At 65.2% G+C, this 20,500-nt stretch carries 15 protein-coding genes and 1 pseudogene; 15 read left to right on the forward strand and 1 reads right to left on the reverse strand.

The annotated features are described in order from the left end of the window. Position 1: 1 nt before the first annotated feature. The 8 genes from AC1DDS_RS07890 to AC1DDS_RS07925 all read left to right on the forward strand — a co-directional run bounded on the left by AC1DDS_RS07890 (position 2) and on the right by AC1DDS_RS07925 (position 9,074). Positions 2–2,209 carry a PepSY domain-containing protein gene (locus tag AC1DDS_RS07890; protein WP_477478377.1) on the forward strand — a complete coding sequence of 736 codons (2,208 nt, stop codon included), beginning with the start codon at positions 2–4 and terminating at the stop codon, positions 2,207–2,209. Continuing rightward, on the forward strand, positions 2,190–3,188 hold the full coding sequence (locus tag AC1DDS_RS07895; protein ID WP_477478378.1) for an FAD:protein FMN transferase: 999 nt from the start codon (positions 2,190–2,192) through the stop codon (positions 3,186–3,188). The genes AC1DDS_RS07890 and AC1DDS_RS07895 overlap by 20 nt, the downstream gene beginning before the upstream one ends. Positions 3,189–3,233: 45 nt before the next feature. Beyond that, positions 3,234–3,902, forward strand: a complete 669-nt coding sequence (locus AC1DDS_RS07900; protein WP_477478379.1) for a GntR family transcriptional regulator — start codon at positions 3,234–3,236, stop codon at positions 3,900–3,902. Positions 3,903–4,047: 145 nt separating this feature from the next. Continuing rightward, positions 4,048–5,046, forward strand: a complete 999-nt coding sequence (bioB, locus tag AC1DDS_RS07905) for a biotin synthase BioB (RefSeq protein ID WP_477478380.1) — start codon at positions 4,048–4,050, stop codon at positions 5,044–5,046. Then, on the forward strand, positions 5,043–6,188 hold the full coding sequence (locus tag AC1DDS_RS07910) for an 8-amino-7-oxononanoate synthase (RefSeq protein WP_477478381.1): 1,146 nt from the start codon (positions 5,043–5,045) through the stop codon (positions 6,186–6,188). The genes bioB and AC1DDS_RS07910 overlap by 4 nt, the downstream gene beginning before the upstream one ends. Next, positions 6,185–6,823: a dethiobiotin synthase gene (gene bioD / locus AC1DDS_RS07915; RefSeq protein ID WP_477478382.1), complete on the forward strand. Its 639-nt coding sequence runs from the start codon at positions 6,185–6,187 to the stop codon at positions 6,821–6,823. Before AC1DDS_RS07910 ends, bioD begins: the two co-directional genes overlap by 4 nt. Then, the gene (locus AC1DDS_RS07920) at positions 6,820–8,088 is read left to right on the forward strand and encodes an adenosylmethionine--8-amino-7-oxononanoate transaminase (protein WP_477478383.1); all 1,269 of its coding nucleotides are present in this window, start codon (positions 6,820–6,822) and stop codon (positions 8,086–8,088) included. Before bioD ends, AC1DDS_RS07920 begins: the two co-directional genes overlap by 4 nt. Continuing rightward, positions 8,085–9,074 carry a beta-ketoacyl-ACP synthase III gene (locus AC1DDS_RS07925; RefSeq protein WP_477478384.1) on the forward strand — a complete coding sequence of 330 codons (990 nt, stop codon included), beginning with the start codon at positions 8,085–8,087 and terminating at the stop codon, positions 9,072–9,074. The genes AC1DDS_RS07920 and AC1DDS_RS07925 overlap by 4 nt, the downstream gene beginning before the upstream one ends. A gap of 146 nt (positions 9,075–9,220) precedes the next feature. Here the strand turns inward: AC1DDS_RS07925 and selD are convergent, their stop codons facing one another. Next, positions 9,221–10,270: a selenide, water dikinase SelD gene (gene selD, locus AC1DDS_RS07930; RefSeq protein WP_477478385.1), complete on the reverse strand. Its 1,050-nt coding sequence runs from the start codon at positions 10,268–10,270 to the stop codon at positions 9,221–9,223. A 299-nt stretch (positions 10,271–10,569) separates the two neighbouring features. Between selD and fdnG the strand changes: the two genes are divergently transcribed. The 7 genes and pseudogenes from fdnG to selB form a co-directional block, all read left to right on the forward strand. Next, on the forward strand, positions 10,570–13,656 hold the full coding sequence (gene fdnG / locus AC1DDS_RS07935; protein ID WP_477478386.1) for a formate dehydrogenase-N subunit alpha: 3,087 nt from the start codon (positions 10,570–10,572) through the stop codon (positions 13,654–13,656). 12 nt (positions 13,657–13,668) lie between these two features. Next, the gene (fdxH, locus tag AC1DDS_RS07940) at positions 13,669–14,610 is read left to right on the forward strand and encodes a formate dehydrogenase subunit beta (RefSeq protein WP_477478387.1); all 942 of its coding nucleotides are present in this window, start codon (positions 13,669–13,671) and stop codon (positions 14,608–14,610) included. Continuing rightward, a complete protein-coding gene (locus tag AC1DDS_RS07945) occupies positions 14,607–15,311 on the forward strand; it encodes a formate dehydrogenase subunit gamma (protein ID WP_477478388.1) in 705 nt (234 codons plus the stop codon). Before fdxH ends, AC1DDS_RS07945 begins: the two co-directional genes overlap by 4 nt. Positions 15,312–15,411: 100 nt before the next feature. Then, positions 15,412–16,329, forward strand: a complete 918-nt coding sequence (gene fdhE / locus AC1DDS_RS07950; protein WP_477478389.1) for a formate dehydrogenase accessory protein FdhE — start codon at positions 15,412–15,414, stop codon at positions 16,327–16,329. 8 nt (positions 16,330–16,337) lie between these two features. Further along, on the forward strand, positions 16,338–17,792 hold the full coding sequence (selA, locus tag AC1DDS_RS07955; protein ID WP_477478390.1) for an L-seryl-tRNA(Sec) selenium transferase: 1,455 nt from the start codon (positions 16,338–16,340) through the stop codon (positions 17,790–17,792). Next, entirely contained in the window at positions 17,779–18,558 is a 780-nt protein-coding gene (locus AC1DDS_RS07960; RefSeq protein WP_477478391.1) for a tetratricopeptide repeat protein, read from the forward strand. The genes selA and AC1DDS_RS07960 overlap by 14 nt, the downstream gene beginning before the upstream one ends. Next, positions 18,555–20,393 (forward strand): annotated as a pseudogene (gene selB, locus AC1DDS_RS07965) (selenocysteine-specific translation elongation factor); the annotation flags it as partial. The gene AC1DDS_RS07960 and the pseudogene selB, both read left to right, overlap by 4 nt. Positions 20,394–20,500 lie beyond the last annotated feature (107 nt).

Here is a 20,500-nt window from a genome sequence, read left to right on the forward strand (position 1 = left end):
CATGCTGCGTCAGCTGCACAAGTTTTCCGGCCTCCTCGCCGCTCTTCTGGTCAGCGTCCTCGCCGTCAGCGGCGCGATGTTGTCGGTGGTCCCAGCCATGGAAAGGGCCGGGGCGATCAGCGTTGCCGAAGGCCAAGTCACCATCGCGGCGCTGGCGGGACGGATCGCGACCACCTACCAGGGCGTCGAAGAAATCGAGCGAACCCCTTCAGGCACGATCATCGTCCATCATCTCGAAAACGACCGTCCAACGGCGATTGTCGTCGATCCCGTCACCGGGCAGTCCCTTGGCGCCTATGAGCGATCATCCTTCGTACGCTGGACGAAGAATCTGCACCGTTCGCTCTTTCTCGGCGATGGCGGCCGGATTGCTGCAGCATTGGGCGCCGCGGCCATGCTTGTGCTGGTCCTGACCGGGCTGCAGATGACGGCGCGGCGCATGGGTGGCTGGCGCCATCTTTTCGGCCGCGCACGGGGCAGCCGCTCCCAACGCCTGCATGTCGAGATGGGACGGCTGGCGACTGCCGGTCTTCTGCTGTCAGCGCTCACCGCGCTCTATATGTCAGCAGCGACATTCGGGCTCGTCCCCAGCAAGGGCGCGCAGGCCTTTGACACCCCCATCGAAGTCAGCGGCGGGCCGCACCTGCCGGTTGAGCAGAACCAGGCATTGCAGGGCTTCGACCTGTCCGAGTTGCGCGAACTGACCTTTCCCGATGTAAACGATCCCAACGGCATCCTCGAGCTCAAGACAATCGGCGGCGCAGGTTTGATCGATCCGGCGACCGGCGAGATGGCGGCATGGCTGGATCGGCCGTTGCCGCAGCAGATCTACGGGTTCATTCGGATGCTGCATACCGGACAAGGGCTGTGGTGGCTGGGCCTGATCCTCGGCATGACCTCGCTCAGCGTCCCGCTCTTCAGCGCGACGGGCGCCATCGTCTGGTGGTCCGGCCGACAGGGACGTCCGCGGATCGCCGCAAACGCCGCCGCTGCGTCCGCCGATACGATCATTCTGGTCGGCAGCGAGGGCGGAAGCACCTGGGGGTTTGCCGCAACGCTGCACAAGGCGTTGGCAGACGCCGGGCACAAGGTGCATACCGGCCCGATGGACAAGCTGGCGCAGTCGTATCCTGCGTGCCGTCAAATGTTCATCCTTGCGGCCACATACGGCAACGGCGAAGCCCCCGCCAACGCCCGCTCGTTTCTCGATCGGCTCGAAACAATGGAAACCCCGCCGGCCTCGGTGGCCGTGCTCGGCTTCGGTGATCGACAGTTCCCGAAATTCTGCCAGTTCTCCCGCGACGTCGAGGCGGCACTTGCCCGCAACGGCTGGCGCTTTCTGATGCCGGCAGAGACGATCAACCGGCAGTGCCCGCAGGAGTTTGCCCGCTGGGGACAAGCGCTGTCGGCCGCCCTTGGCAAAAACCTCGTGCTCGACCACAGGCCGGCGATGCCGCGCACCCATGGGCTGACGCTGGTTTCGCGTCGCGACTATGGGGCCGAGGTGCAGGCGCCGACCGCCGTCCTGCGCTTTGCACCCGGGAAACGGAGCCTGCTGGAGCGCCTATCCGGACGCGGATGGCCGAGCTTCGAGGCCGGCGATCTCATCGGTATCGTCCCGCCCGGCAGCACGACCCCGCGCTACTATTCGCTCGCCTCGTCGTCGCGCGACGGCTTCCTGGAGATCTGCGTGCGCAAGCATCCCGGCGGATTATGCTCGGGTTACCTTCACGCCCTGCGGCCGGGCGACGCCGTCGCGGGCTTCATCAAGCCAAACCCAACTTTCCGAGCTGTGCGCGGCAAGGCGCCCGTCATCCTCATCGGTGCAGGCACCGGGATCGGACCACTTGCCGGCACGATCCGTGCCAATAGCGATGCCAGGCCGATGCATCTTTATTTCGGCGCCCGCGATCCGGGGTCGGATTTCCTCTACCAGCGCGAGATCGAACACTGGCTTGGCGAAAACCGGCTGACGAGCCTGCGGACGACCTTCTCGCGCGTGGCGGACAGCGGTTACGTGCAGGACCGCCTCCGCGAGGACGCCGGCCGCCTCCGTGCGCTGATCGCCGGCGGCGCGCAGATCATGGTGTGCGGCGGACGCGACATGGCCGCGGGCGTCATGGCCGCACTCACCGATATTCTGGCCCCAACCAACCTCGACCCGATCGTGCTGAAGGCGCAAGGGAGGTATGTCGAAGATGTCTTCTGATTTGAGCCGCCACGCCCTGAGCGGCGCCACCATGGGAACACGGTGGTCGGCGCTGGTCCACACGCCGCCCGCGACCGACATCGACGCGCTGAAGATGGCACTCAGCCGCTCCGTCGACCGCGTCGACCTGCAGATGTCCACATGGAAGCCGGAAAGCGACCTGATGCGCTTCAATGCGGCTCCGCCCGGCACCTGGGTTGCCCTGCCCGCCGAACTGATGCAGGTGCTGGAGCGGGGGCTGGAGATCGGCCGTGCCTCCAGCGGCGCCTTTGACATCGGCGTCGGCCCCCTGGTCAACGCCTGGGGCTTTGGGCCGAACAGCTCCGGACCCGATGCAGAACTGATCCGGCAATCGCTTCGGGTGCGGCTGCCGCCAACCCATGACGTCCTGGAACTGGACCGGTCGGCCGGCCGGGCGCGCAAGCACGCACCCGTCGCGCTCGATCTCTCCGGGATCGCCAAAGGCTTCGCGGTCGACGAAATGATGCGGACGGTTGAGGCGTTCGATATCCCCGGCGCGCTCGTCAGCCTCGACGGCGAAGTGAAGGCGCGCGGCACTCGGGCCGATGGCACGCCATGGCTGGTGGCGGTGGAAAAGCCCGACTTCGAGGCGCGTATCCCGCTCGGCCTGATCGCATTGCGCGACGCCGCCGTCGCCACCTCGGGCGACTATCGCCATTGGGTCGACGTCAGCGGAAGGCGTCTGTCTCACACCATGGACCGGACGCGCGGAGGACCCGCCGACAATGGAACCGCATCCGTCTCCGTCGTAACCGGAAGCTGCATGGACGCCGACGCCTGGGCGACGGCGTTCATGGTGCTGGGACCCGCGGAAGGACAAGCCCTGGCGCGGAGACAGGGCCTTGACGCGCTGTTCGTGCAACGGCGCGGCGAAGAGCTGACCCTGGTCCCGGTCGGTGACGTCTTCCGAGCCGACCAGCCCCGTGCGGCAGGGCTCGCCACCATGCCGGCGATCTGACATAAGAGCGGGTGCAACTCATCCAAAAGCACTGATCCGCACCACATGACCGCACCAAACGACGACACCATTGCCAGCCGCATCAGCCGCAGCCTCGCCGACCGGATCGTCACCGGCGAACTGGCCCCGGGAACGAAGCTGAGGCAGGACCATTTCGCCGAGGAATTCGGCGCGAGCCACGTGCCGGTCCGCGAGGCGTTTCGCCGCCTTGAGGCGCAGGGTTTGGTGGTCAGCGAGCCGCGGCGCGGCGTGCGCGTCGCCTCGTTCGACCTCAAGGAGGTCCGCGAGGTGGCACAGATGCGAGCGGCCCTTGAGGTGCTGGCGCTGCGGCACGCCGCGCCGCACCTGACGCCCGCCATTCTCGACGAGGCCGAGCAGGCAACCGTCGCCGGCGACAATTCGCGGGATGTCCGCTCCTGGGAAGACGCCAACCGCCGCTTTCACCGGCTGATCCTCACGCCCTGCGGCATGCCGCGCCTGCTCGCCGCCATCGACGACCTGCACGCGGCGAGCGCCCGTTTCCTGTTCGCGACCTGGCGCTCCGAATGGGAGGTGCGGACCGACCATGACCACCGGGCGATCCTCGCATTTCTGCGGCAGGGCAAGATCGACAATGCCGCGGCGGTCCTGGAACGGCACGTCCAATGGATCGGCCAACGGCCGGTCAAGAGCGCCTCCGGTGCCACGCGCGATATCTTTGCCATCGTTGGCTGACCGCTCCCACATCTCTGCAAACACTTCCATTGGTTGAAGAATCGGCGCCCCTCGCCGTCTGGGCGCTTGTGTTTCCTCATGCCGTCGCAAATTATAGATAAAATCTAATTCTATCTATTTTGAAATCGAGGCGAAGGGAACAAGAATGCCGGAACTGCTGGGCGAAAGCGCCGACACCGATCACGAATCAATCAATGCGCTGGAACCTCGAACACTTCTGGCCGCTGAAAAAATCTATAATCTGCCATTCAACGATCTTCTCTTCCGTGCGCACAGCGTCCATCGGGCGAATTTCGATCCGAATGCCGTGCAGATGAGCCGGCTGCTTTCGATCAAGACCGGCGGCTGCGCCGAGGACTGCGGCTATTGCAGCCAGTCGGCGCACTACCCGACCGGGCTCAAGGCTTCCAAGCTGATGGAGGTCGAAAGGGTGATCTCCGAGGCTCGAAAGGCCAAGGAGGGCGGCGCGACACGCTACTGCATGGGCGCCGCCTGGCGCAGTCCCAAAGACCGCGACATGGAGGCGGTCGTCGCGATGGTTCGCGGCGTCAGGGCGCTCGGCATGGAGACGTGCATGACGCTCGGCATGCTTTCGCCGGCGCAGAGCGCCGCCCTCGCCGATGCCGGCCTCGACTACTACAATCACAACATCGACACCTCGGAGCGCTTCTACGGCGAGGTCATCACCACCCGGACCTTTGCCGACCGGCTGGAGACGCTGTCGAATGTGCGCGACGCCGGAATCAAGGTTTGCGCGGGCGGTATTCTCGGCATGGGCGAAACGGCGGAAGACCGCATCTCGATGCTGGTGACCCTCGCGAACCTGCCCTCCCCGCCCGAGAGCGTGCCGATCAACATGCTGATCCCGATCCCGGGGTCGAAACTGGCCGACGCCGCACCGGTCGATCCGATCGACTTTGTTCGCACGATTGCGCTTGCTCGCATCCTGATGCCGAAATCCCATGTCCGCCTGTCGGCCGGGCGGACCGAGATGAGCGACGAGATGCAGGCGCTCTGCTTCTTTGCCGGCGCCAATTCGATCTTCGTCGGTGAAACGCTGCTGACCGCTGACAACCCGGGAGAGGACCATGATGCGGGCCTCTTCCGCCGTCTCGGCTTGAAGCCGATGGAACTGAGCGCATGATCGGCGATGGCCTCGTCCGCTACGAGCGGACACTGGCGGGGCTGGAGCGCAGAGGACGGCGGCGGGCGCTGCTGCCGCCGGGCGACATCGACTTCACCTCCAACGATTATCTCGCTCTCGCCGACGCGCCGCGCCTCAAGGCCGCGTTCACGTCTGCCATCGAGCGCGGCGTGCCGGCCGGTGCCGGTGGCTCGCGGCTGTTGCGCGGCAATCATCCGGAACATGAGGCCCTGGAGGCCGAGGCCGCCGCCTATTTCGGCTCGGAACGCGCACTCTATTTCGGCAGCGGCTATGCCGCCAACACCGCGCTCTTTTCCACCCTGCCGCAACGCGACGATCTCATCGTTTACGATGCGCTCGTGCATGCGAGCGTGCATGACGGCATTGCGGCGTGCAAGGCGCCGGCGGTGGGCGTGCCGCACAACGATGTCGACGCCTTCGCCGATGCCATCCGCAATTGGCGAAAGGCCGGCGGCACCGGCCATCCATGGATTGCCGTCGAAAGCCTCTATTCGATGGACGGAGACCGTGCCCCGCTGGTCGAGCTTGCGGAGCTGGCCGCGCGACACGACGGCTTCCTGGTGATCGACGAGGCGCATGCGACCGGTGTTTTCGGACCCGGCGGGCGCGGCTTCGCCGCCGGGCTGGAACCGCGGGAAAACATCATCGTCGTCCACACCTGCGGCAAGGCGCTCGGGCTTGCGGGCGCACTCGTCGGCGCGAGCGGGACACTCTGCGACTACCTGGTCAATCGGGCGCGCGGCTTCATCTATTCGACGGCGCCGTCACCGCTGATGGCGGCAGGCGTGCGCGAAGCCTTGAGGGTGCTCGCCGATGAGCCAGGGCGGCGGGAAACCTTGAAAGCGCTGCAGCGCTTCGCCAACGCCGAGATGGCCCGGGTTCTGGATATGGAAGGCAGCGGATCGCAGATCCTGCCCGTCCGGATCGGCGACAACGCGCTGTCCGTGCGGATCGCGGCGCACATGCGCGAAAAGGGCTTCGACATCCGCGCGGTCCGGCCGCCAACCGTGCCAGAGGGAACGGCGCGCCTGAGGATCGCCATCACGCTCAATGTCGACAGGCCGACGATCTCGCGCATGTTCGAAGCGCTCGCGGCAATCCTGGATGAGGAGAAGCCATGAACACCCGCTTCGTCATCACCGGCACCGATACGGGAATCGGCAAGACGGTTTTTTCCGCCGCGCTGACCGATGCGCTCGACGCTTGCTATTGGAAGCCGGTGCAGTCCGGGTTGGAAGAGGAGACGGACAGCGATACCGTCCGGCGGCTTGGCCGAATTCCGCCTGCGCGCCTCCTGCCCGAAGCCTATCGGCTGCGCACGCCGGCCTCGCCGCATCTTGCTGCCCGGCTCGACGGCGTGCAGATCGACGTCGAGGCGCTCGTGCCGCCGACGGTGGACGCGCCGCTGGTCATCGAGGGCGCCGGCGGGCTGCTCGTGCCGCTCACCGAGCGGGTCGTCTTTGCCGACGTTTTTGCCCGCTGGCAGATTCCCGTGATCCTCTGCGCTCGCACGGGCCTTGGAACGATCAACCACACACTGCTGTCGCTGGAGGCGCTGCGCGCACGCTCCATCCCCGTCTTCGGCATCGCCTTCATCGGCGCGCCGCACGAGGACACGCAAGCCATCATTGCCGAACTGGGAGGCGTTCCATCGCTCGGCCGCCTGCCGTTATTAGACCCCGTGACCGCGCCGATCCTGCGGCAGGCCTTCCGGGAGAATTTCGACATCGACCTGTTTCGAACGGAGCCGACATGACGCGCTCGCCAGTATGGCACCCCTTCACCCAGCACGCGCTGGAACCGCCGATGAAACAGATCGCAAGGACGGAGGGTGCTTATCTCATCGACGAGGATGGCGCCGCCATTCTCGACGCAATTTCCTCCTGGTGGGTGATCACCCACGGACACCGCCATCCGGCCATCATGGACGCAATCCAAAGAGCGTGTGAAACCTACGACCAGATCATCTTTGCGGAATACACGCATGAACCGGCGGAAGAACTGGCCCGCGGCCTGATCGAGCTTGCTCCTGCCGGCCTAAGCCATGTCTTCTACTCCGACAGCGGATCGACCGCGGTCGAAGTCGCGTTGAAGATGGCGCTCGGCTTCTTCCACAATAGTGGCGGGCCTCGCAACCGTATCGCGGTGATGGAGCACGGCTACCACGGCGATACGATCGGCACGATGTCGACCGGCGAACGCGGCGTATTCAACGCGGCCTATGAGCCGCTGCTGTTCGAGGTCGACAGGCTCCCCTTTCCCGAAGCCGGCCAGGAGCAGGCCACGCTCGATGCCTTCGAGGCCGTCTGCAGATCAGGACAGGTGGCCGCGCTGCTGATCGAGCCGTTGGTCCTCGGTGCCGGCGGAATGAAGATGTACGGGGCGGCGCTGCTGCGGGAACTGAAGCGCATCGCCGAACGGCACGGTACGCTGATGATTGCCGACGAGGTGATGACGGGTTGGGGCCGGACCGGCAGTCTCTTCGCCTGTACGCAGGCGCAGATCACCCCCGATATCCTCTGCACGTCCAAGGGGCTGACGGGGGGCGCGCTGCCGCTGGCGGCGACGCTCTGCACCGCTGAGATTTTCGAGGCGCATCGCTCGCCGGACCGGAGCAAGACCTTCTTCCATTCCAGTTCCTATACGGCCAACCCGATCGCCTGCGCTGCCGCCGTTGCCAACCTGAACGTCTGGCGGAACGAACCGGTCGGCGACCGGGTTGCGGCCCTTGCGGACCTCCAGCGGACGAGGCTTGCCCGCTTCGAGGCCGATCCGCGCTTCGCCAATGTTCGCCAGGCCGGAACCATCGCCGCGCTCGACCTCGTCGTGCCACGGGGCGGCTACCTGTCGGAGGTCGGACCGCGGCTGCGGGCCCATTTCCGGGCGCGAAAGCTGTTGATCCGCCCGCTCGGCAACGTCATCTACCTGATGCCCCCCTACTGCGTCACCGCAGCCGATCTCGACCGGGCCTATGACGCGATCGACGAGGCGGCGTGTCTCTTCGAGAAGGGACAACTATGAGCGGCGCCCGGTCGTCGTATCTGGCGGGACTGGGCCATGCCGTCCCATCGCGCCGCGTTGAGAATGCCGAGATCGAACAGGGGCTCGGACTGGAGCCGGGCTGGATCGAGCGGCGGACAGGGATCCGGGCGCGGCACTGGGTCGAGGACTCCGACACGCTGAGCGGGCTTGCCGCGCGGGCGGCGGAGGCGGCGCTCGACGATGCCGGCCTTGCCAGAAACGACATCGCGCTGACCCTGCTGGCCACGTCGACCCCCGATCATCTGCTGCCGCCCTCGGCCCCGCTGCTCGCCCATCGGCTGCGTCTGACGAACAGCGGAGCAATCGATCTTGCCGGAGCCTGCGCTGGCTTTCTCTACGCCTTGACGCTTGCCGACGGCTTCGTCCGCACCCAGGCAAAGCCGGTCCTGATCGTGGCGGCCAATATCCTCAGCCGGCGGATCAACCCGGCGGAGCGGGCAAGTGCGGTTCTCTTTGCCGATGCCGCCGGTGCTATCGTCCTTGCTCCGACAAATGAGACGGGAAAAGGCATCCTTGGCGTGGATCTCGCCTCCGACGGAAGCCGCTACGACCTGATCTCCATTGCGGCCGGCGGCAGCAACAAACCCTTCGCGGCCGGTCTTGCGCCGGAGGATTTCCTGATGACGATGCGGGATGGCCGCGAGGTGTTCGCCCGAGCCGTGGAGATGATGGCGGGGTGTGGCGCCCGGGCGCTCAGCGATGCCGGCCTGGACGCGGCAGGAATCGGCCGCTTCGTGCCGCACCAGGCAAATGCCCGGATCTTCGATGCCGTCGCGGGAAGACTTGGCGTAGATCCGCAAACGACTGTCCGCACGATCGAGGATTATGGAAACTCCTCGGCGGCGACGATCGCGCTGTCCCTGTCGATGGCGCATCGAGACCGGCCGCTGATGCCTGGAGAGAAACTGCTGCTGACGGCAGCAGGCGCGGGATTGACGGCGGGCGCGATCGTGTTCGGCGTGTGAGTGTCCATGTGGGCGAACATCTCGCTCCGCCCACTCCCCGCAATCCACCACGCCAAGCGGTGTGCGATGCTTCCGGTCAGCCAACACGTCCTGATCCAACTGCTGGCTGCTGCAGGGCCCGACCTTCCGCAGAAACCAACGCTTTACTAGGGGAGAACCCTCAGTCCGCTGCCGGATTCGACCTTTCCGACAATCGCCGCGGCAGGATATCCCGCCGCCTGTATGTCTCGCAGCAACTCTTCGGCTCGGCCATGGTCACAGGCAACCAGCAATCCGCCCGATGTCTGCGGATCGGTCAGCAACTGCCGCTTCCACGACGGCAGATCGTCCGGCATGCGGACGCCGTCACCATAACTGGCCCAGTTGCGGTTCGACGCGCCGGTGACGAACCCCTGTTCGGCGAGCGCTTCCGCCTCCTTAAGGAAAGGAAGAGCGTTGTAATGCAGCGTCATGCCGACACCCGAACCGCGCGCCATTTCCAATCCATGACCAAGAATGCCGAAACCGGTCACATCGGTGATCGCATGGACGGCCGAATCCCTGCCGAGTTCCGCACCGATCTTGTTCAGCAGCGTCACCGAAGCGATCAACTCTTCATAGGCGTCGGAACCGAGCTTCTCCTTCTTGAAGGCTGCTGAATAGACGCCGACGCCGAGCGGTTTCGTCAGGATGAGCGCGTCGCCGGGCACCGCACCGCTGTTCTTGCGCAAGTTTGCACGCTTGCAAATGCCGATCACCGCCAGGCCGTAGATCGGTTCCGGTGCGTCGATGGAATGACCACCGGCCACCGGAATACCGGCTTCGGCGCAGATACTCGCCCCGCCCTTGAGGATGGCGCAGATCATCTCAGCGGGAAGCTTGTCGATCGGCATGCCGAGGATCGCCAGCGCCATGATCGGCGTGCCGCCCATGGCATAGACATCGGAAATGGCGTTGGTGGCGGCGATGCGCCCGAAATCGAACGGATCGTCGACCATCGGCATGAAGAAGTCGGTCGTGGCGATCACGCAATTCTCGTCGTCGAGCTGCCAGACGGCGGCATCGTCGCCGGTCTCGGTACCGACGAGCAATTGCTTGAAGGGCTGCATTGCCGGTTGGTCGGCGAGAAGCTCCTGCAGGACCGCAGGAGCGAGCTTGCAGCCGCAGCCACCGCCGTGGGCAAGCGTGCTGAGACGGATCGGCGCGTTGATGTCCATGGTGGCCTCCGGCAAAGGGTCAGTCGCATGGTCGGCGCGCCGCGGACTTTTTGGCGCCGCGGAGCCCGGGAGCTGGCAGAGAAGTCACCTTTACAATCTGAGTTGTTTGGCTCGTCACGTCAATGCGCGTCGACACAACCCTTCCTGAATCAGGTCGCATCGACACGCATCATAGATTGCGAAAGAGCAATGTTGACAGTTCGGTCTTATTGCGGTGAACTGCTTAATGCACCGGGTTAATTGATTGCCTGAACTTGCCGAAATGCCGTTCGGGACAGCAACAGCGGAGGTGTGATGCCATGAACGTGGAACTCTCTCGCCGGCAGTTTCTCGGCGGGGTCGGGGCGACGGCAGCCGCGACGGCGATGGGTTCATTCGGCTTCGGCGCAGTGGAAAGCGCTTATGCTGCAGCGATCCGTCCCTTCAAGCTGACCAACACGGCCGAAACCCGCAACACCTGTCCCTATTGCTCGGTCGCCTGCGGCATCATCCTCTACTCCAGGGGTGACGTGCGCAAGGGCGAGAAAGCCGAACTCATCCACGTCGAAGGCGACACGGATCATCCGACCAACCGCGGCACGCTCTGTCCCAAGGGCGCGGCGCTGAAGGACTTCGTCACGGCGAAGACCCGGCTGCAATATCCGATGGTGCGCAAGCCCGGTTCCGACAAGTTCGAACAGGTTTCCTGGGACGATGCGCTGAACCGGATCGCCCGGCATCTGAAGGACGATCGCGACGCGAACTTCATTGCGAAGAACGAAGCCGGCGTCACGGTGAACCGCTGGACGTCGACCGGTTTCCTGGCCGCTTCCGCCACCACCAACGAAACGGCGTTTCTCACCTACAAGGTGGTGCGCAGCACAGGGATAGTCGCATTCGATAACCAGGCACGCGTCTGACACGGCCCGACGGTGGCGAGTCTCGCCCCATCATTTGGCCGCGGAGCAATGACCAACTCCTGGACCGACATCAAGAACACCGATCTCGTCGTCGTCATGGGCGGCAATGCGGCGGAAGCCCACCCGTGCGGGTTCAAATGGGTGACGGAGGCCAAGGCCAACCGCGGCGCGCGGCTGATCGTCGTCGATCCGCGCTTCACGCGCACCGCATCGGTCGCCGATTTCTACGCCCCGATCCGACAGGGTTCGGATATCGCCTTCCTGCTTGGCGTCATCAACTACTGCATCGAGAACAACAAGGTGCAGTGGGACTACGTCAAGCCCTTCACCAATGCCAGCTACATCGTCAAGGACGGGTTCGACTACAAGGACGGCCTGTTCACCGGCTATGACGAAGCCCGGCGAGACTACGACCGCTCGAGTTGGGACTATGTGATCGGCCCCGACGGTTTTGCGATGGTGGACGACACGCTCCAGAACCCGCGTTGCGTCTGGAACCTGCTGAAGAAACACGTCTCCGTCTTTACGCCGGACATGGTCGAGCGGATCTGCGGCACGCCGAAGGAGAAATTCCTGAAGGTGGCCGAGATGATCTCGGAATGCTCGTCGCCGACCAAGACGATGACGTCGATGTACGCGCTGGGCTGGACGCAGCATTCGAAGGGCTCGCAGAACATCCGCTGCATGGCGATGCTGCAACTGATCCTCGGCAACATCGGCGTGCGCGGCGGCGGCATGAACGCCCTGCGCGGCCACTCCAACATCCAGGGACTGACCGATGTCGGGCTGATGTCGAACCTCCTGCCCGGCTACATGAACATCCCCTTGGAGAAGGAAGTCGACCTGGAAACCTACATGTCGACGCGCGCCTACAAGCCGCTGCGGCCGAACCAGACGAGCTACTGGCAGAACTACAAGAAGTTCTTCGTCAGCTTCCAGAAGGCGATGTGGGGTCCGGCGGCGACGCCGGAAAACGACTTCGCCTATGACTGGCTGCCCAAGCTCGACGTGTCGGGCTACGACATGCTGCGCATCTTCGACATGATGTATGCGGGCAAGGTCAACGGCTATGTCTGCCAGGGTTTCAATCCCCTGCTGGCGTCGCCGAACCGCAAGAAAATGACGGACGCGCTGTCGAAGCTGAAGTTCCTCGTGACGATCGATCCGCTGGAAACGGAAACCTCCCGCTTCTGGGAGAACCACGGCGACTACAACAACGTCGACACGGCCTCGATCCAGACCGAGGTGTTCCAGCTGCCCTCGACCTGCTTTGCCGAGGACGAAGGCGCACTCACCAATTCCGGCCGCTGGCTGCAATGGCACTGGCCGGGGGCCACGCCTCCAGGTGAAGCGAAGAACGACAACTGGATCATGGGGCAGCTCTACCTGCGGCTAAGGGATCTCTACCGCAACGAGGGCGGCGCGTTCCCCGACGCGATCCTCAATCTCGAATGGCCTTACGAGGACCCGGGCGAGCCGCGGGCCGACGAACTGGCCCGGGAACTGAACGGCCGGGCGCTGGCGCCGCTGATGGACCCGACCGACCCGACGAAGGTCGTCTTGGAAGCCGGCAAGCAGGTGCCGGGCTTTGCGGTGCTGCGCGACGACGGCTCGACGGCGAGCGGCTGCTGGATCTATGCCGGCTGCTTCACGGAAGCCGGCAACAACATGGCCCGCCGCGACAATCACGACCCCGACGAGACCGGGGTCTTCGGCAGCTGGGCCTGGTCGTGGCCGGCCAACCGGCGCATTCTCTATAATCGCGCCTCCGCCGATCTCAACGGCAAGGCTTGGGATCCGAGCCGCAAGCTGATCGAGTGGAGCGGCGAGAAATGGAGCGGCTACGACGTTCCGGACATCGCCCCGACCGCCAAGCCGAACGAGGTCGGGCCGTTCATCATGAACGCGGAAGGGGTCTCGCGCCTTTTCTCGCGGGGGCTGATGCGCGACGGACCGTTCCCGGCGCACTACGAGCCGTTCGAATCGCCGGTGGCCAATGTCATTGCGCCCAACGTTCGCGGCAATCCGGTGGCGCGCGTCTTCGACGACGACTTCAAGCAGTTCGCCGAGACCGCGTCGGAGGAGTTCCCCTATGCAGCGACGTCGTATCGCCTGACCGAACATTTCCACTACTGGACCAAGCACGTCACCGTGAATGCGGTGTTGCAGCCGGAGTTCTTCGTGGAGATCTCGGAGGAGCTGGCGGGAGAGAAGGGCATTGCCAAGGGCGACTGGGTGCGGGTCTGGTCGAAGCGCGGCGAGGTCAGGGCGAAGGCGGTGGTGACCAAGCGCATCAAGCCGCTGACCTGCGACGGCAAGACGATCCATGTGGTCGGCATCCCGCTGCATTGGGGCTTCACCGGTGCGGCCCGGAAGGGCTTCGGGCCGAACTCGCTCACCCCCTTCGTTGGCGATGCCAACATCGAGACGCCGGAGTTCAAGGCGTTCCTCGTCAACATCGAGCGCAGCACGGCGCCGGTGGCGTAGGGAGGGATGAAGATGTTTGCACCTGTTCCCAACCCCGACACCGCACCGCAGGAACCTCGCTTCGGCGAGAAGGATCTGATCAGGCGGTCGGCATCGACGGTAACGCCGCCCTCTGAACGCCAGACACAGGTCGCCAAGCTCATCGACGTCACGAAGTGCATTGGCTGCAAGGCGTGCCAGGCGGCCTGTGCCGAATGGAACGACACTCATGAGGAGGTCGGCATCAACGTCGGTGTCTACGACAACCCGCACGATCTGACACCCAACACCTTCACGCTGATGCGCTTCACGGAGTGGGACAACCCGGATACCGGCAACCTCGAATGGCTGATCCGCAAGGACGGCTGCATGCATTGCGAGGATCCGGGCTGCCTCAAAGCCTGTCCCGCCCCCGGCGCGATCGTGCAATATTCCAACGGCATCGTCGACTTCGTCCACGAGAACTGCATCGGCTGTGGCTATTGCGTCAAGGGCTGCCCCTTCAACATCCCGCGCATCTCCGAAGTCACGCACACCGCCTACAAGTGCACGCTCTGTTCCGACCGCATCGCCGTCGGCCAGGGCCCGGCCTGCGCCAAGGCCTGCCCGACGCAAGCCATTGTCTACGGCACGAAGGACGAGATGAAAGAGTGGGCCAACGGCCGCATCGAGGATCTGAAGTCGCGCGGCTTTGCCAATGCCGGGCTCTATGACCCGCCCGGCGTCGGCGGCACGCATGTCATGTATGTGCTGCACCACGCCGACAAGCCGGAAATCTATGCGGGCCTGCCGAACGATCCGCACATCAGCCGGGTGGTCGAGGTCTGGAAGGGCGCCACCAAATACGCCGGCATGGCGGTCATGGGTCTCGCCGCCGCAGGCGGCCTGCTGCACTACCTGTTCCGTGGTCCGAACGTCGTAACCGAGCAGGATGAGGAACAGGCCGAACGGCTCACCGGAGATGAACGCTCATGAGCAAGGTGGACTACGACGTCGAGCGGGGCGACAGCATCATACCCGGCAGACCGGTGAGGGTGCACCGGTATTCGGGCGGAGCGCGCGTCAATCACTGGATCACCGCCATCAGCCTCGTGCTGCTCGGACTCTCCGGACTGGCAATGTTCCATCCGGCGCTGTTTTTCCTCTCCGGCCTGTTCGGTGGCGGACAGTGGACCCGCACGATCCATCCATGGATCGGCGTCGTCCTTTTCTTCAGCTTCCTCGGATTGTTCCTGCGATTCTGGAGCGCCAACCTGTGGCAGCGCGTCGACACCCAGTGGGTGGCACAGGCCAATGACGTGTTGGCTGGAAACGAAGAGAAGCTGCCGGAGGTCGGCAAGTACAATGCCGGCCAGAAGGTTGTCTTCTGGTCCATGTCGATTCTGATCGTCGTGCTGATCGCCTCCGGAATGATCATCTGGCAGCAGTATTTCGGTGCCTACACCACCATCGAGCAACAGCGTTGGGGGCTGCTGGTCCATTCGATCGCAGCCATTGTCGCGATCTGCGTCTGGATCGTGCACGTCTATGCGGCAATCTGGGTTCGCGGCACGATCAGCGCGATGACGCGCGGCACCGTCACCGGCGGCTGGGCGTGGCGGCATCACCGCAAATGGCTGCGCGAACTGGTTTCCCGGAACAGGCACGGGCCCTCGGGAACGACGCCGGCGGAATGAATAAAGAAACTGCCGGTCTTCCCGGATGAACGGTTTCCGGGCATGATGCGGCAATGTCGATGGAATTCCACGTGGCCCGGCGGGTCCGTAAGGGAGCGATATGACAGGCAAGCCAGATCTGGCACCGGATCCAACGGCAATCGGTGACGTGTCCTCGCCCCCCTTCGTGCGATTGCCTGAACCTTCCACGCTTTTTGCCGATCGCGCAGCGCGCTTGCGCCAGTTCGCGGAACTCAGTCCGCTCAAGCCCTATCTCACTTTCGTTGCGGCGCTCACCGAGGCGCAAGCCCTCGTCCTGGCGAATCCGGTCCCGACCCAGCCGCCGGATCCGGAGGCGATCGGCCGTGCGCAGGAGTTCGGCATGCCCCTGATCGACCGCGACAAGGCCGCGGCCGACGACAGCCTCGGCCTCGTTTTCGACCGGCTTTTTGCCGAGGCCGCCGGGGTCGAAATGCCCGAGAACGCGGCTGCGGCGCTCGCGAAAGTCACCAACGCCAGCCGGCAGGAGCGGCGGGCAATGGTCGATAGGGTCTTCACCGGCAGGTTGCCGGACGACGCGATCGCCGAGCACATCTATGTGTGGTCCGGGCTTCAGGTGTATTTCTCGGCCCTGGCATCGGCTTTGGATCCCAGGGCCGCAAGGCCCGTTGCCGATGGTCTCTGTCCGATCTGCGGAAGCCTCCCCTGCTCGTCCATGGTCGTCGGCTGGACCGGTGCGCATGGCGCGCGCTTCTGCGCCTGTTCGCTGTGCAATGCGATGTGGCACTACGTGCGCATCAAATGCACCTGCTGCGGCTCCACCAAAGGCGTCGGCTACAAGGAGGTCGAGGGCGGCGACGGAGTCGTCAAGGCCGAGACCTGCGAGGAATGCCAGAGCTGGACGAAGATCATCTTCCAGCAGAAATCCTCCGGTGCCGAGCCTATTGCAGACGACGTCGGCAGCCTCGGCATCGACCTGTTGATGCGGTCGGAACCTTATCGGCGTGGGGGCTTCTCGCCGCTGCTCGCCGGGCTGTGAGGCGTACTATGGAGCAGAGAAATAACGAGTTCCTGGATGACGGCACGCAGGCAAGCCTGCGCCGGCTTCCGGCGGTCGATCAGGTGCTGCAGACGGAACAGGCCCGCGGATCGATCGAGCGGTTCGGTCGCCTGGCCATGGCCGATGCCGTGCGGCGTACGCTTGTGGCTGTGCGCGAGGAGGTGAAGGCTGGCACGTCGCCACCGTCGATGACCGTCATCGCCGAGCAGGCGGCGGTTCTGCTCGAAACCGCCGCGCGCTCCAGCCTCAGGCCGCTGTTCAATCTGACCGGCACGGTGCTCCACACCAATCTCGGCCGCGCGGTGCTGGCAGACGCGGCGATCGAGGCCGCGGCCATGGCGATGCGCGAGGCTGTGGCGCTGGAATTCGACCTCGGCACGGGCAAGCGCGGGGAACGTGATGATCACCTGCGCGCGCTCGTCTGCGAACTGACAGGCGCCGAAGACGCCACCATCGTCAACAACAACGCCGCCGCCGTCCTTCTGATGCTGAACAGCCTCGCCGCCGGCAGGGACGCGATCGTCTCGCGCGGCGAACTCATCGAAATTGGTGGCGCGTTTCGCATGCCCGACATCATGACCCGCGCCGGTGCGCGGCTGGTCGAGGTCGGAACCACCAACCGCACCCATCCGCGCGACTATGCCGACGCCATCAACGATGAAACCGGGCTGGTGTTGAAGGTCCACACCTCCAACTACCGGATCGAGGGCTTTACCCGCGAGGTCGCGGCCGCGGAACTTGCGGCGATTGCGAAGGAAAAAGGCGTCCCGCTCGTCAATGATCTGGGGTCCGGCACGCTCGCCGATCTCGAGGCCTTTGGCCTGGCGCACGAGCCGACGGTACGCGAGGCGGTGGCCGAGGGCGCCGATATCGTCACCTTTTCCGGCGACAAGCTTCTGGGCGGACCGCAGGCGGGTTTTATCGTCGGGCGCCGCGACCTGATTGCGCGGATCAACAACAACCCGATGAAGCGGGCTTTGCGGGTCGACAAGATCAGGCTCGCCGCCCTCGAAGCGACGCTGAAGCTCTATCGTGATCCAGGCCGGCTTGCCGAGCGCCTGCCGACGATGCGCTTTCTGTCACGACCGGCCGACGAAATCAGGGCGCTCGCGACGCGCCTGGCCCCTGCCCTGCAACCGGCGCTGGGGGCGGCTTTCGATGTGAGCGTTATCGACTGCCAAAGCCAAATCGGCTCCGGCGCCCTGCCGCTGTCGACCATCGCCAGCGCCGGGCTTGCGGTCACGCCGACGGACGGAAGCGGCATGAGGCTTACCGGCCTCTCGGCCGCGCTGCGACGGCTGCCAATGCCGGTGATCGGCCGGGTCGAGCGCGGCGCGCTCATCCTCGATCTGCGCTGTCTGGAGGACGAGGAGCGCTTCCTCACCAATCTCTCCGGCCTCCCCGCGGAAATGGGCAGGTCCACCGAAGATGCGGATCGCTGATCTCTTCACCCGCAAGCCGAAGACGGACAAGGTCGCAGACGCGATGCAGAGCGCTCTCGATGCCGCAAAGGCCGGAGACTACGCGACAGCGCTCTCCATCTGGGAGCCGCTTGCGCGGGACGGCTACGCCCGCGCGCAGAACAATATCGGCGCCTGCTTTGCCGGCGGGCTCGGCGTCGAGCGTGACGCCGGCCTTGCACTGCGCTGGTTGACGCTGTCGGCAGAGGCTGGCGATCCGTCCGGCCAGCGCAACCTGGCATCGCTGCTCTTCAATGGCCAGGGCGCCGAACCGGACTATGCGGAAGCCGCACGGCTCTACCGCCTTGCCGCCGAGCAGGGCGATGCGCAGGCACAGGACATGCTGAGCTGGATGCTGCTCGAAGGTGAAGTCGTCGCCGCCGATCCGGTCGAGGCACGGCTTTGGGCTTTGAAGGCAGCGGAAGGCGGCGTCCCGGCCGCAATGACGCGGCTCGGCATGATTTTTCACAATGCGCTCGGCATTTCGCGCGACGCGGAGGCGGCCGCCTCCTGGTGGAGAAAGGGCGCAGAGGCGGGAGACGCCGACGGTCAGGCCATGCTGGGCGCGGCCCTGCACCTCGGCACCGGCATCGAACGCGATCCGGTTTCGGCCTACCTCTGGCTGCTACGCGCTGAAAGAGGCGGCAGCAAGCTTGCCGCGCCGTTCATGAAGGCGGCGCGCGACGCGCTGACCGATGACGAGCGGCTGATCGTCGAAGCGGACGCCGGAAGGCCTGACCCGCCATGATTATCGGAACGGCAGGTCATATCGACCACGGCAAGACATCGCTGGTGAAGGCGCTGACGCAGGTCGACACCGATCGCCTCAAGGAGGAGAAAGCCCGCGGCATCTCGATCGACCTCGGCTTCGCCTACCTGCCGCTGCCTGAAAACCCAGAGGCGATCCTCGGGTTCGTCGATGTTCCGGGGCATGAGAAATTCATCCACACGATGCTGGCGGGTGCGGCCAGCATCGATTTCGTCATGCTGGTGGTCGCCGCCGACGACGGCGTGATGCCGCAGACGCGCGAACATCTGGCGATCGTCGATCTGCTCGGCATTCGCCAGGGCGTGGCGGTGATCACCAAGAGCGATCTCGTGGCGCCCGAGCGCATCGCCGAGGTTGAGGTGGCGATCCGCAACGAACTGAGCGCAACGGGATTGGACGCCATTCCGATCATGGCGGTGTCGACCCGCACGGGCGAAGGCGTGCCGCAATTGCAGGTGGCGCTGGCGCAGGCCGCGCGCGGCTTCGAGCATCGCCGCGCCGCCGGACGCTTCCGCCTCGCCGTCGACCGCTCCTTCACCATCCAGGGTGTCGGCACGGTGGTCACCGGCTCGGTGCTTTCCGGCAGGGTCAGGGTAGGCGACCATATGATCGTCAGTCCTTCAGGAAAAGCGGTGCGGGTCCGCTCGTTGCACGCGCAGAACCGCCAAACCGAAACGGGCCAGGCCGGTGACCGCTGCGCGCTCAATCTCGCAGGCGACGGCATCTCGAAGGCGGAGATCGGTCGTGGCGATATGGTGGTCTCCCCCACCCTCCATGCTCCTACCGGCCGCATCGACGCGACATTGCGGCTCCTGCCGTCGGAACGAAAGTCGCTTGGCCAGTGGTTTCCAGCGCGCCTGCACCATGCCTCGACGGAGGTCGGCGCGCGCATTGTGCTTCTGGGAGACAAGGATCTGCGGCCCGGGACCGAGAGCCGCGTTCAACTGGTTCTGGATCGCCTCATCGCCGCGGCCGCCGGCGACCGCTACGTCATCCGCGACGTCTCGGCCCGGCGCACCATCGGCGGCGGGCGCTTCCTCGACCTGCGCGCTCCGCAGCGCAAACGGCGACGCCCGGAGCGTGTGGCGCAGCTTTCAGCCCATGCGATCGACGACCCGGTTGCAGCGGCACGGGCGCTGCTTTCAATCGAACCATACCACCTGGATGCTTCGACTTTCCTGCGGGACCGTGCCCTGCCCGAGGATACCGCGGCCTTTGCGCAGACGCTCGGTACCGTCGTGCTACCGTGCGGCTCATCGGCGCTCCTGATGCTGCCGGAGCCGTGGCGAGAATTCCGTGCAGCGCTCCTGGAGCGGCTTGCCTTGTTCCACGCCGCCAATCCCGACCTTGCCGGCATGGGGCTGGAGCGCTTGCGGCTGGTGCTGCAGCCGCGCTTGCCCGCCCCTGCCTTCCGCGCCGCGGTTTCCGTGCTGCTCGCCGAAGGGCCGGTCGCGCTCGACGGCGTCTGGCTGCGGCTCAGCAGTCATGAGGCGACGATGAGCGCTGCCGATGAGTTGCTCTGGCACCGATTGCTGCCGCTCATCGGTGAAGAGACGCGTTTCCGGCCACAGCGCGTGCGTGATATCGCCGGGCTGCTGGGTGAACGCGAAGCCGACATCCGCCGCCTGCTGAAACTGGCAAGCCGCATGGGCCGGGTGCACGAGGTGGCGCAGGATCGCTTCTTCCTGCGGGACACGATCGCGGAAATGATCGGCATCGTCGCGGAAATGGACGCGAGCATCGACAGCGGCTGGTTCACGGCCGCCGGCTTTCGCGATCATGTCGACAGCGGGCGAAAGGTGGCGATCCAGATCCTCGAGTTTTTCGACCGCAGCGGCGTAACGGTACGGCGCGGCGACCGGCGAAGGCTCAATCGCCAGAAACTGGACTTGTTCGGCGATCTGACGCAGGTTGGCGGGAT

It is taken from the genome of Mycoplana sp. 10N416 (assembly GCF_056394765.1).

Coding starts and splice junctions, on each gene's coding strand:
- AC1DDS_RS07890 (WP_477478377.1), top strand. CDS start 2: ATGCTGCGTCAGCTGCACAAGTTTTCCGGCCTCCTCGCCGCTCTTCTG.
- AC1DDS_RS07895 (WP_477478378.1), top strand. CDS start 2,190: ATGTCGAAGATGTCTTCTGATTTGAGCCGCCACGCCCTGAGCGGCGCC.
- AC1DDS_RS07900 (WP_477478379.1), top strand. CDS start 3,234: ATGACCGCACCAAACGACGACACCATTGCCAGCCGCATCAGCCGCAGC.
- bioB (WP_477478380.1), top strand. CDS start 4,048: ATGCCGGAACTGCTGGGCGAAAGCGCCGACACCGATCACGAATCAATC.
- AC1DDS_RS07910 (WP_477478381.1), top strand. CDS start 5,043: ATGATCGGCGATGGCCTCGTCCGCTACGAGCGGACACTGGCGGGGCTG.
- bioD (WP_477478382.1), top strand. CDS start 6,185: ATGAACACCCGCTTCGTCATCACCGGCACCGATACGGGAATCGGCAAG.
- AC1DDS_RS07920 (WP_477478383.1), top strand. CDS start 6,820: ATGACGCGCTCGCCAGTATGGCACCCCTTCACCCAGCACGCGCTGGAA.
- AC1DDS_RS07925 (WP_477478384.1), top strand. CDS start 8,085: ATGAGCGGCGCCCGGTCGTCGTATCTGGCGGGACTGGGCCATGCCGTC.
- selD (WP_477478385.1), bottom strand. CDS start 10,270: ATGGACATCAACGCGCCGATCCGTCTCAGCACGCTTGCCCACGGCGGT.
- fdxH (WP_477478387.1), top strand. CDS start 13,669: ATGTTTGCACCTGTTCCCAACCCCGACACCGCACCGCAGGAACCTCGC.
- AC1DDS_RS07945 (WP_477478388.1), top strand. CDS start 14,607: ATGAGCAAGGTGGACTACGACGTCGAGCGGGGCGACAGCATCATACCC.
- fdhE (WP_477478389.1), top strand. CDS start 15,412: ATGACAGGCAAGCCAGATCTGGCACCGGATCCAACGGCAATCGGTGAC.
- selA (WP_477478390.1), top strand. CDS start 16,338: ATGGAGCAGAGAAATAACGAGTTCCTGGATGACGGCACGCAGGCAAGC.
- AC1DDS_RS07960 (WP_477478391.1), top strand. CDS start 17,779: ATGCGGATCGCTGATCTCTTCACCCGCAAGCCGAAGACGGACAAGGTC.